The sequence below is a fragment of the Candidatus Edwardsbacteria bacterium genome (assembly GCA_018821925.1).
Taxonomy (GTDB): domain Bacteria; phylum Edwardsbacteria; class AC1; order AC1; family EtOH8; genus UBA2226.
This window is the reverse complement of the sequence record JAHJLF010000002.1, coordinates 1-11,533: the sequence shown is the minus strand read 5'-3', so window position 1 is coordinate 11,533 and position 11,533 is coordinate 1. Positions and strand designations below refer to the sequence as shown.

The 11,533-nt window shown below is 51.5% G+C and carries 10 protein-coding genes; 8 read left to right on the top strand and 2 right to left on the bottom strand.

Annotated elements, in window-relative coordinates:
- The 8 genes from KJ869_00200 to KJ869_00165 all read left to right on the top strand — a co-directional run.
- A partial coding sequence (locus KJ869_00200) for a dihydrolipoyl dehydrogenase (GenBank protein MBU1575611.1) occupies positions 1-262 on the top strand: 262 nt, incomplete at its 5' end.
- A gap of 15 nt (positions 263-277) precedes the next feature.
- Entirely contained in the window at positions 278-1,762 is a 1,485-nt protein-coding gene (locus KJ869_00195) for a hypothetical protein (protein MBU1575610.1), read from the top strand.
- Between the two features lie 20 nt (positions 1,763-1,782).
- Positions 1,783-3,258 (top strand): hypothetical protein, encoded by a 1,476-nt coding sequence (locus KJ869_00190; GenBank protein ID MBU1575609.1) that lies wholly within the window; start codon positions 1,783-1,785, stop codon positions 3,256-3,258.
- A gap of 34 nt (positions 3,259-3,292) precedes the next feature.
- Positions 3,293-4,792, top strand: coding sequence for a HAMP domain-containing histidine kinase (locus KJ869_00185; GenBank protein ID MBU1575608.1), 1,500 nt, complete (start codon positions 3,293-3,295; stop codon positions 4,790-4,792).
- An 18-nt stretch (positions 4,793-4,810) separates the two neighbouring features.
- The gene (locus tag KJ869_00180; protein ID MBU1575607.1) at positions 4,811-5,218 is read left to right on the top strand and encodes a response regulator; all 408 of its coding nucleotides are present in this window, start codon (positions 4,811-4,813) and stop codon (positions 5,216-5,218) included.
- 313 nt (positions 5,219-5,531) lie between these two features.
- Complete coding sequence (gene speE, locus KJ869_00175) at positions 5,532-6,443, top strand: polyamine aminopropyltransferase (protein MBU1575606.1); 912 nt, start codon at positions 5,532-5,534, stop codon at positions 6,441-6,443.
- A 151-nt stretch (positions 6,444-6,594) separates the two neighbouring features.
- Entirely contained in the window at positions 6,595-8,067 is a 1,473-nt protein-coding gene (locus tag KJ869_00170; protein ID MBU1575605.1) for an aminotransferase class I/II-fold pyridoxal phosphate-dependent enzyme, read from the top strand.
- Between the two features lie 448 nt (positions 8,068-8,515).
- Positions 8,516-8,731: a DUF1858 domain-containing protein gene (locus KJ869_00165; protein MBU1575604.1), complete on the top strand. Its 216-nt coding sequence runs from the start codon at positions 8,516-8,518 to the stop codon at positions 8,729-8,731.
- 55 nt (positions 8,732-8,786) lie between these two features.
- On the opposite strand, the gene KJ869_00160 is transcribed toward KJ869_00165, so the two are convergent.
- Together KJ869_00160 and KJ869_00155 are read right to left on the bottom strand one after the other, a co-directional pair.
- Positions 8,787-9,512, bottom strand: coding sequence for an HAD family hydrolase (locus KJ869_00160; GenBank protein ID MBU1575603.1), 726 nt, complete (start codon positions 9,510-9,512; stop codon positions 8,787-8,789).
- Position 9,513: 1 nt separating this feature from the next.
- Positions 9,514-11,385 (bottom strand): hypothetical protein, encoded by a 1,872-nt coding sequence (locus KJ869_00155; GenBank protein ID MBU1575602.1) that lies wholly within the window; start codon positions 11,383-11,385, stop codon positions 9,514-9,516.
- Between the last annotated feature and the right edge of the window lie 148 nt (positions 11,386-11,533).

Genomic DNA, 11,533 nt, shown 5'->3' with positions numbered 1-11,533 from the left:
CTCGGCCAGCGGCAAGGCCAGCTGCGTTGGCGAGCTGGAGGGTTTTGTCAAGGTCATTGCCGACCGCCAGACGCATCAAATCCTGGGATGCGTCATCGCAGGGCCCCAGGCCACCGAGCTCATCTCCGAGGCCTCGCTGGCCGTATCCAGCAGGCTCAAACTTGAGGACATGATCCAAACCATACATTCCCACCCCACCCTCCATGAGTCGTTCCAAGAGGCGGCGCTCAATGCGCTGGGGCGGGCCATACATCTGCCCTGAAGATAAAGGAGAGCTATGAAAAAGATCGTTCTGGCCTTTTCCCTGCTGGCTTCTCTTTCCTGCAGCGGTCCGCAGCAGCAGACCCTGCGGATAGCCATCAGCGAGGGATTGATCAGCTTCGATCCCCATACCCAGGACGAAGCGGTCACCATGGAAACCTTAAGCAATATTTACGAAACCCTGGTATCGTTCGACGTTGACATGCAGTTTGTGCCGATGCTGTGCACCGGATACAGTAATGTCACCAACCGGACCTGGCGCTTTTATATCAGGCCGGGGGTGAAATTCCATAACGGGAAAACCCTGTCGGCGGAGGATGTCATCTACAGCCTGGGCCGGGCCAGGAACCACCGGGCATCGGTCTATAAAAGCATGCTGGCTGGGATCGATAGCATAAGAAAAGTGGACAGCCTGACCGTGGAGATTTCCACCGCCAAACCGTGCCCCAACCTGATAAACACCCTGACCATGATAAGCATCATCCCCGCCCAATCCGATCCGGTCGAAAAGCCGGTAGGCACCGGGCCCTATTCCATCGCTGTATTCAACGGCCGGGATATCCTGTATCTGGACAAGTTCAAGAGTTATTGGGGAGAGGAACCGTTCTTCAATAAAGCGGAATTTCATATAATCAAGGATGATTCTCTGCGGGTGGAAAAACTGTTGAGCGGCAAGATGGATGTCGATGCCAATGTCATGGAAAACTACCGCACCAGGCTGTCCGGCGACAGCAAGGTAACCCTGGTGACCAAGCCGGGCGCCACCATTACCATCTTAGGTTTGAATACCTCCGGCAAATTCAATGACAACCCTCTTTCCGATATCCGACTGCGCCAGGCGATATCCCTGGCCATAAACCGCCGGGAGATGGTCACCAAAGCCTGCCACGGACACGCTGTTCCCGCCAACCAGATAGCAACCCAGGCCATATTCGGCTATGATCCGAACCTTTCTGAAATTGAACAGAATATCGAAAAAGCCCGACGGCTTATTCATCCTTTAAAGACATCCGACCCAATCAAACTGACCATTAAAGTATCAACGGCAGCCTGGTTCGAGGGACAGATCCTGGCGGAATTCCTGGCGCCTATAGGGATAAAGCTGACGGTAGATACACTATCATGGACGGAATTGTATAATTCCATCGAGTCCGGCCAGGCAAAATTTTATCTGATGGGTTTTGCCTACAGTTTCGGAGATGCCAGCGAACTGTTAAACGATATGGTCCATTCCAAAAGCGGCGCCCAGGATTTCGGTGTCCGCAACCTGGCGGGGTACATTAACCCTAAACTTGATCAAATCATCGAACAGGCCGACCGCGAATTCGATCCGGTCAGGCGTAAGCAGTTACTACAGGAGGCCATCAGGATAACGACCAACGACCTTCCCTTCATCCCCCTGTATATCCGGGACGGCAGCTACGGATTGCGTCAGGGCCTGGCCTGGCAGCAGAAGACAGCCTCGGTTATGCTGGTCAAAGAGATCCACCCTCAAAAATAATCTGTGATGGAGTTAGACCAATGTTGAGAAGAATCACGGCAATATTATTAATAGGCCTGCTGTGCACCTGCGCCAGGAGCAACAACAATGGCGGGCTTCTGCTTTTGGCCATGGAGGACGAGCTGATAACCCTTGATCCATATCTGCATGATGACAGCATCGCTCATTCGATACTCAGTAATATTTATGACGCTTTGGTCAGCTTCGACCAGGATATGAAGGTGGAACCGGCCCTGGCCATCGGCTGGGAAAATCCCGACGACCTTACCTGGAGATTCATTCTCCGTCCGGGGGTTTACTTTCATAACGGCCGCGAATTTACCTCGGCTGATGTCAAATACAGCCTGGAAAGGGCCAGGCAGGGCAAGGTCTGTCATTACCTTTCCACAATCCAGAGCATCAATGTCATTGATAAATTGACCATAGAAATAAAAACCAGCAAACCGTCGCCGATCTTATTGAACAAACTGACCTTCATTGCCATTATGCCGGAGAATACCGAGAATCCGGTCACCAGGCCGACCGGAACGGGGCCTTATCATTTTATAAAACACCTGGCCGGGGACCAGATAGAATTGAAGGCCAACGAAAAATACTGGAAAGGAAAGCCGGTGGTTAAACGGGCGGTTTTCAAGATCATTCCCGACGAACAGACCCGTTTACAGGCTTTGCTTGACGGCAGGGTGCAATTGATACGTGATGTGGATAAGAACAAGGCTGAGCAAAATCGCGCCAACCCAAAAATATATTTTGTCACCAGCCCCGGCCTGGGGGTCAGCATGCTGGGTATTAATTTTCTCGGGAAAGACGCCTTATCGAACCGGAAAATACGGGAGGCCATTTATTGGGCGATAGATCCGGAGGAGGCCGTAAGAGTCTCCGGATGGGATGCCCTGCCGATAAATCAGCTGGTTTCACCATATATCGTGGGGTATAACCCCGACATCACGGCTAAACGCCCCGACATTGGCAGGGCAAAAAAGTGCTTGGCTGCGGCAGGGTATCCTAATGGGTTTTCGATCACCCTGGAAATGTCAAAAACGGCCGCTGCCACCACCGGGGACATCCTGGCCAAGCAACTGGGCATGATCGGCATCAAAGTGAAGCTAGCCGGGTCGGATTGGTCCGATTTCTCCGGGCGCCTTTACCAAAAGAAGATACCCTTCTTTCTGGTGGGCTGGTCCTGCAGTTCGGGGGATGCTTCGGATCTTTTTGACGCCTGTCTGCACAGCTCGGATGAAAAAAATTATGGTAGCGCCAACTGGGGGAACTACCGTAACCGTAAACTTGATGACATAATAGAAAAAAGCAACCAGGTATTGGACAACAAAGAACGGATAGAACTTTTGAAACAAGCCATGACTATGGCTATGGCTGATTATCCGTTAATTCCGATATTTGCCAGGAACCGGGTTTACGGCGCTGATAAAAACATCGTGTTTATCCCCAGACAGGACGGGAGGATCAAACTGTTCGAAATATACTACAAACTATAAAATTATAATAGCTGCATATCTATAAATACAGACGATGTTCAAAAGCATAAAAATAAAACTGGCGATTGCTGCCAGCCTGCTGGTGATAATAATCATATCGGTGTACTCGCTGGTTTCGGTCATGACTAGGCGGGAGCAGTTGAAAAAAGAGATACAGGCCGGAGTTATCTCCTTTGCCCAGATGACAGTTGCTCCCATCTGCCAGAACTATTATATTTATTATACCTCCGGGTATTTCAAATTCAGGGGCTTATTGGCCAATTATTTCAAGATGAACGACAACATCACCGAAATCCAGATCATAGACGTTAACGGCGTGGTTATGTTCGATTCCCGACAGATGGACACGGGACGGTCCGGCATCATTCTGAAGCCGGAATCATACGAGCCGGACCTGATGGAGAGGGTGAAAAGGCTGGACCTGAGCCATAAAATAATCCGCATTGCCGATAACCAAGAGATCATTTCGGTGGTTATGCCTTATATCGGAGAATGGGGCCGCCATAGATTATCCGTAAGGTTTGTGGGCTCCTTCGCGGCCTTGGGCTATTTGGCCCGTAGCAGTTTAAATCAGGTTTTGATCACCGGCGTTATATTTGTATTGCTGGGGAGCCTGCTGGCTTATTTTATGGCCAAGAGCATCACTGACCCCATCCACCAACTTACAGTCGCAGCCCGGGATATCGGCGCCGGAAAGCTGGATCATGAAGTGGATGTCAAATCTGATGATGAGATCGGCTCCCTGGCAGATAATTTTAATATCATGACCAGGCAGCTGAAAGTCAATCTGGAGGCCCTGTCCGAGTCCTACGACCGTTTGTCCCAGGCCAATGCCGAACTGATGGAGCTGGACCGGCTGAAAAGTAATTTTATCGCCAATGTTTCCCATGAGCTTAAAACTCCCCTGACCACCATTTCGGGTTATGCCGATTATCTGGCCATGGAAAAACTGGGCCCCCTGACCGAGACCCAGCGCAAGGGAATCGAGGTAATGAGAAGGAACATCAAGCGGCTGACCAGGCAGATTAAGGACCTGCTGGATTTCATTACCATTGAGTCCGGACACTTCATCGTCGAACAAAAGCCTTTCGATATTCGAACGCTTTTCGACGAGGCTGCTGCCAATTACCAGGCGGAGCTGGACAAGAAAAAACTGAAGCTGATCATCGAGGCTCCGGAAGCGCTGAACGTCGTAGGCGATCGGGAAAGGATATTGCAGGTGGTTGACAATCTGGTGATGAACGCCCTGAAATTCACTTCTAAAGGGCACATAAACCTGACCGCCGAGGCTGGGCCGGACGGCAAAGCCCGAATCGAAGTATCCGATACCGGCGTCGGTATTCCCCGGGAATCGGTCCCCAGGATTTTTGAAAGGTTTCACCAGCTCGACGGCTCATCCACCAGGAAATATGGCGGAGTGGGTTTGGGGTTGGCCATCGTCAAATCTATTCTGGATGCCCATCAGAGCACTGTCGAAGTCACCAGCCAGTCCGGGAAGGGCAGCCGTTTTACTTTTAAATTGCCTTTGGAATAAATAATGGGGGGGAGTGCTATGTCACCAGATGCTTCGGGCAGGACCGTAATCCTGGCGGTGGATGATGAAGAGGATATTTTAGAATTGATAAAGATGGTGCTGGAAGAAGCCGGCTATGTGATGTTGACGGCGCTTTCGGGACATGAGGCTTTGCAGATCCTGTACCGAACTAAACCGGATCTGATTCTGATGGATATCATGATGCCCGGATTGGATGGAATGGAATTGATCAAGATATTGAAGATCATGGATTCTTCCGCTTCGATCCCGATTGCGGTAGTATCGGCAAAAACAGACCCGGCCGACCGCCTGGCAGCCATTCAGGAGAATGCAGTCGATTACATTTGCAAGCCGTTTTCTCCCCCAGAATTAGTAAAAAGGGTGAAAGAAATTCTAAAAGGTGGAAACAATAATAGCTGCATCTAGTCTTGGGGCCTGAATTGGTATTAAATATGCGGCTAATATCATTTTGGTAATTATAAACAAATATTCCTCAAATATTGTTTATACTGCTAACTGATTATTTCATTAAGTTTTGCCGGGACCCAGTTCGATCCCTTCCTGGTTGAAAAATTCATCGATATGTTCTGATCAGCCTGTTCCTTTAATTGCGGCCCCTCCGTCCCGAGGGCCGTTTTTTTAATTGATCTGTTTTTATGGATTGAAACAATACCGGGATATATTGTATAATGATTAAGATAAATATTTCTTTAAACAGACTGCATAACGGAGGAGTAAAATGACGGTCAGTAATTATTATCTTGAGCATTGGATAGATGAGATCCACCTGCACGGTGTTAAAAAGACGGTGGTCAGCACCCAGACCAAATACCAGAAAATAGACATTGTGGATACATATAATTACGGGCGCTGTCTGTTCCTGGACGAAAGGATGCAGAGTTCGGAGCGTGATTCCTTCATCTACCATGAAGCGCTGGTGCACCCCCCTCTGCTGCTGCATCCCGATCCCCAGAAGGTGATGATCGTGGGCGGCGGCGAGGGCGAGACCCTGCGCGACACTCTAAAGCACAAATCGGTCAAACAGGTGGTGATGGTGGACATCGACAAGGAATTGGTGGAGTTCTGCAAGAAGGAGCTGCCACAGTGGGCCGGGGGGGCCTTCAAGGACCGCCGCTCCAAGGTGCTTTACATGGATGCCCGGGCCTATCTTCAGAAGACCAGGGAGACCTTCGATGTGATAATCATCGACCTTACCGAGCCCATCGAGGGCGGGCCTTCGTTCAAGCTTTATACCCGGGAGTTCTACCAGTTACTGAACCGGCGGCTCTCGCCGCAGGGCCTGATCACCCTGCAGGCCGGCACCACCCGCAGCGGCGACACCCAGATGCTGACCGCCATCGCCCGCACCATCTCCGGCGCCTTCCCGGTCACCAGAATATACCAGGTGATAATCCCCTCCTTCGGCCTGCCCTGGGGGTTCATCCTGGGCTCCAAAGGCGCCGACCCCCTGGTCTATTCCCCGGCCCAGATCGATACCCTGATAAAAAAACGGGGGCTTAAAAAACTGGACTACTATGACGGCATCACCCATTTAAGCATGTTCGCTTTGCCGAAGTTCCTGCGCAAAGATTTCGATAAACAGCAGAGAGTGATAACCGATAAGAACCTGCTGACCGCCAAGTTCGCGTGATCTTTCCCTACGCTTGCGCGCCACCTCTTTCATCGGTGTAAACTCCGCGCTTCAGCCCGCCTGCCAAAGCCTTGTGCGGCGGACAGGCGCGCAGGCACGAAATACGCAAAAACATCATTAACCTTTAAACCACAAAGACACTAAGGCACAGATGAAGCACCGTCCATCGCCCCATAATTCGCCCCAAAGCCGGGCGCCGCTGTTTGACGCACTGGCAAAATACATCAAGCAGCCCAAGGTGCCGTTCCACACGCCCGGCCACAAGCAGGGCAAGGGGATCGATAAAGCCTGGCGCCGGCTGGTAGGCGATGACATCTTCAGGATGGACCTGACGGTTCTGCCCGAGACCGACTGCCTGTTCCATCCCACCGGGATCATCAAGCAGGCCCAGACTTTGGCGGCCAAGGCATATCATGCCGACAGGAGCTATTTTCTGATCAACGGCTCCACCGGCGGCAACCTGACCATGCTGATGGGGGTGCTGTTTCCCGGCGACAGGATCATTGTTCCCCGCCATACACACAAATCGGTGATAGCCGGGCTTATCATGTCCGGGGCCCTGCCCATCTACATCCATCCCGAGATCAATCAGGAATGGGGCCTTATCCTTAACGTCTCGTCCGAAGCGGTGGAGAAGTCCCTGAATAAAAACCCCGGGGCCCGGGCGGTATTTGTCTCATCGCCCACCTATCACGGCATCTGCTGCGACCTGGAGAAGATCGTCAAACTCTCCCATCTCAACGACCGTATAGTGATGGTGGACCAAGCCCATGGGCCGCATCTGTTGTTTCACCCATCACTGCCCACCTCGGCTATGGAGGCCGGGGCCGACATCTGCGTGGAGAGCTCTCATAAAATAATATCGGGACTGACTCAGGCCTCCATGCTGCACGTCAAGGGCCCCAATATCGATATCCGGGACCTTGAGGAGGTCTTATTGCTGACCCAGAGCACCAGCCCGTCATATCTGCTAATGACCTCGCTGGACCTGGCCCGACGCCAGATGGCCCTGAAGGGGCGGGAGCTTTTGGGAAGGTCCATCGCCATCTCTGTCAAACTGCGCAACTCCATCAATAAGATAAAAGGGCTGTACTGCCTGAATCCCGAGGACGTCAAGCCATTCAAACTTGATCCCACCAAACTCACCGTCTTTGTGGACAAGCTCGGGCTTACCGGCTACCAGGCCAGCAAGATACTAAACCAGAAATACAACATCCAGGCCGAGATGGCCGACTGGGACCATGTGGCCTTTATCTTCTCCATAGCCGACGGGCCGGCCGAGGCCGACCGGCTGCTGCGGGCCCTCAAGGCCCTAGCTTCGTCGCACTACGGCAGCGGGTCGTTGCAAAAATTAGATATCCAGTTTCCCTCAAATTATCCCGCAATGTCGCTGACCCCCCGCGAAGCCTTCTTCGCTACTTATAAGATGATCAAACTGAAAGAGGCAGTGGGCGAGATATCCACCGAGTTCTTCACCGTTTACCCGCCGGGGATTCCGGTGATCGTTCCCGGTGAGCGCATTACCCACGAGGCGGTGGAATACCTGGAAACCATGAAGCGTTTGGGGGCGATACTGGTGGGCCCGGAATCCGGCCCGCCGGGGAGGATAAGGGTAGTAGCGTAATACAAAAAAAGGGCGCTGATTTACGCGGATTATATTCCAAAATAACATGAGAAATTATTTCCAGAAAATCCTGTTAATCCTGTCTTCCCGGTCGTTAAAGATAATCATTTTGAATTAAGACCAAAGGGGCTTGACAAACCGGCATTTTGGAGCGATAATTGAAATGCCTGATTAAATAGATAGAAACAAAATAAAAAACAAAGGAGATTAAAAATGTGTAATTCCTGCGGATGCGGTAGCAAGCTTACCTATAAGTGCGAAAAATGCGGACAGACATCCAGTCTGCCCAAGGAATGCTGCGGCCAGCCCATGAAAAAGCAGTAGGAGCAGTATTATAAAAGCGACAGTCGGTTTACGGCTGTCGCTTTTATGTTTGATTTAACCCTTGACAATCCGGACATTTTATTATACCATTCAAAACTTAAGAATATATAAGGGACGGGAGATGATGGATAAGATCACCAAGGATATGACCATCATGGATGTGGTCAATAAATATCCCCAGAGCATAAAAGTATTTTTCGAACACGGCCTCTTCTGTATTGGCTGCAACGCGGCTTATCGCGAGACTGTGGAACAGGGGGCGGCTGCCCACGGCATAAATGCCGATGAGTTGATTGCCAAGCTGAACCAAGCTCTGCCCGAGGAAGCAGCAAAAAAATGATCCAGGATTTAAAAAGCCCGGTCCCAAAAGGGACCGGGCTTTTTATTTTAATTATTCAGATTTTATCCAAAACCTCTGGCAATTCGACGATGCTTTTTATGACGGGGCAATCAGCTTGATTCTGGCTTTCGGGTGAGATCCAAACCGTTTTTATCCCGGCCGCTTGCGCCCCCAGAATATCGTTCTCCCAACTGTCCCCCACATGAACCGTTTGCCGTTTATCGGCCTGTAGTTCCCGGAGGGACTTTTCAAATATCCCGGCATCGGGTTTGCGGACGATGGTTTCGTCGGAGAACAGGACGCTATCAAAATATTTCAATATATCATGACTTTCAAGGAGTTTTCTCAGCATGAACCCGGGCGTCCTTCCGGTGTTGCAGATCAGTCCCAACTTATAGCCACTGATAGACAGATGAGTCAAGGTCTCCCGTGCGCCCTCGATCAACCGCGGGGGAAATTGCAGGACGGCCCCGGCGTATATCTCCGAAATGGATTGGATCTCGCTTTGTTTCAGGGAGATCAATAAACTTTCGTCTATCAGTCCGACAAAAAGCCGGACCTGGTCGGGAAAAGCCATGTCCCGGGCTTTTCCCCATAATGCCGAGCACTCCTGCCAGGTTTTTTTATGGGCGGCGAATATTCGTTCAATAGCGATAGCGGGATGTTTTTTCGACAGAAAAGTGTGGGTATTCCCTACCCGGTATTTAGTACGCTGGCTGTCCAATTCGGGGGAATCGGCGATCACTGTTTCCCAGAGATCAAAGGTAATAAACTTGAGCATGCTAGGCCAGCCCCTCCAAAACAGAGGAAAGGGCCTTGATCTTGGCGGGGTTCAAGGGGGCGGAGTTGGAGCTAAGATTGAAAAGCAGCAGGGTGATATCCTCAAAATCTGTCCGGCAGACGGAGTTGGCCTGGTATTTTTTTACGGCCTTAAATATCCCTTTTAACCGGTCCTGGCTGTACCTGAAAGCCACGGCCAAAGCCGTGAAACTGGGGTCGTTCTCGGTCAGTTTCATCTCCTCGAAAATAACGGAGATTGGCCGCCCGGAGATGACATCGTTATGAGCGCTGTATTCCAGCTTGACCTGGTTGAAGATGGCATCGTTGGTGACCTCCGGGTTGAGCAAACAGCGATCCCCTATGCTGTAAAACAGCGACTTTATATGGTCGCGGGGCATGCTCAGTTTTTCAGCCAGTTCCGATACCGCCTTCAGGCGCATCTGGCGCAGGGCCCGGCTGGTGCGGTCGAATATCCTGAGCTTGGGTCCGAGCCCGGGTATGGTCTTGATGGCTTGTTCGATCCGGTTGTAGATCTCTTCGTCGTTCCAACTTTCCCGCTTGACCCCAAACAGGGTCTTGCGGTCGACCCAGATATCAATGATCGATATCTCCTGCTGATGTTCCTTGCCGTTCTGGATATTGGTCATGGTGTTGGGCTTGTCCGGCATGGCGGCCGAGAATCCCGGCACCGAGGTCAGCGCAGTGACCACCTCCAGCCCGAAACCCTTGTCATTGCCGGAGGCCACGAGTATGACCTTGAAATGATCCGGGGCGTGGGGGTGGATATAGCCCTGGGGGATCTTGATATCCTTCTCTTCGTCTATCATCAGCGGGACTATCTTGCGGCGGATCAGCTCCACTCCCGGGGTGGGCCCCAGGGTCTCCTTTTGCGAAGGGATCTCCCGAATAGCTTCAGCCAGTTTATCCTGAAGATCCAGGGCTATCGGCTGGTCCTGCTGGTTGGTCATTTCTACATGAAAGACCGACAGTTTGTCGGCGGTAAAGTAGGCATAATCGTCATAACGGTGGTTCTGGGGCACAAGCTCGTTTATCAATCTCATCAAGCGTTCAAGGGTAATGCTCTGTTCCTTGGTGATAACCGTCACTCCGGTAAGGGTCTTGCTGTTGTATTGCACCTGTTGGAAAGAAATTTCCAGCGATGATTGCCCGGCCCGGATATTCTTCTTCATGACATAATTGCTCAGGATCTGGTCGGCAATGGACTCCAGAGTGCGCTGGTTGATGTATGATTCGTGCCGCGACATGAAGAACTTGAGGGCTTCGCCGCTGTCGCCCAGGATCTCCTTCAGGTCATCGGCCGGCAGCTTTCCCCGCAGCAGGTCGGTGACGGTAGTGAAAGCGTAGAGCCTTCTGGCCTCCTGCCGCTGCAGGGTCCGTTTGGCGGCATCCTCGGAGGCGATGATGCTCAGCCTTTCCTGGATCTTGGCCCGGGCGATATCCAGGGCTTTCTGGGTCAGGTGGGGTGACAATTCCACTTCCATCAGCACCACGCCCAGTTTCTCCCGGTTCCTCCGCAGAATAAACCCGTGGGTATAGGCAATGTTCAACCCGGCCTCATGCACCGTTCCCAGGCAGGCATCGGCCAGCCCGGCCCAGTCGGGGGCCAGCACTCCGAACAACAGAGACGGCAGATCGTCAGTGCTCTTTCCCACCGATACTTTCTCGGTTATCACATGGGACATCCCGGGCAGCATATCCTCCTCGCGCAGCAGGCGTATCAGAATCGCCCTCTCTTGGGCGGTCAGCCTTCCGGCATAGGCGGTGCCGCGGGTAATCATCCGGTTAAAACCGGCTATCTGCCTGGGGGTCAGGGACAGATGGGATAGATAGGGGAAAATCTGTGATAATTTCATAAGGTTTAATGATACCATCTTATATTTTAAAGTCAAGAAAAAACGGAAATTAAAAAATCTTCCGGGCTTTGTTGCCGGGACTTTTTTGCTTGATTTTTATACCGTTTTAGTGTATTCTTGCAAGGGATATTAGTTTCGTAATTGAATG

Coding starts and splice junctions, on each gene's coding strand:
- KJ869_00195 (MBU1575610.1), top strand. CDS start 278: ATGAAAAAGATCGTTCTGGCCTTTTCCCTGCTGGCTTCTCTTTCCTGC.
- KJ869_00190 (MBU1575609.1), top strand. CDS start 1,783: ATGTTGAGAAGAATCACGGCAATATTATTAATAGGCCTGCTGTGCACC.
- KJ869_00185 (MBU1575608.1), top strand. CDS start 3,293: ATGTTCAAAAGCATAAAAATAAAACTGGCGATTGCTGCCAGCCTGCTG.
- KJ869_00180 (MBU1575607.1), top strand. CDS start 4,811: ATGTCACCAGATGCTTCGGGCAGGACCGTAATCCTGGCGGTGGATGAT.
- speE (MBU1575606.1), top strand. CDS start 5,532: ATGACGGTCAGTAATTATTATCTTGAGCATTGGATAGATGAGATCCAC.
- KJ869_00170 (MBU1575605.1), top strand. CDS start 6,595: ATGAAGCACCGTCCATCGCCCCATAATTCGCCCCAAAGCCGGGCGCCG.
- KJ869_00165 (MBU1575604.1), top strand. CDS start 8,516: ATGGATAAGATCACCAAGGATATGACCATCATGGATGTGGTCAATAAA.
- KJ869_00160 (MBU1575603.1), bottom strand. CDS start 9,512: ATGCTCAAGTTTATTACCTTTGATCTCTGGGAAACAGTGATCGCCGAT.
- KJ869_00155 (MBU1575602.1), bottom strand. CDS start 11,385: ATGAAATTATCACAGATTTTCCCCTATCTATCCCATCTGTCCCTGACC.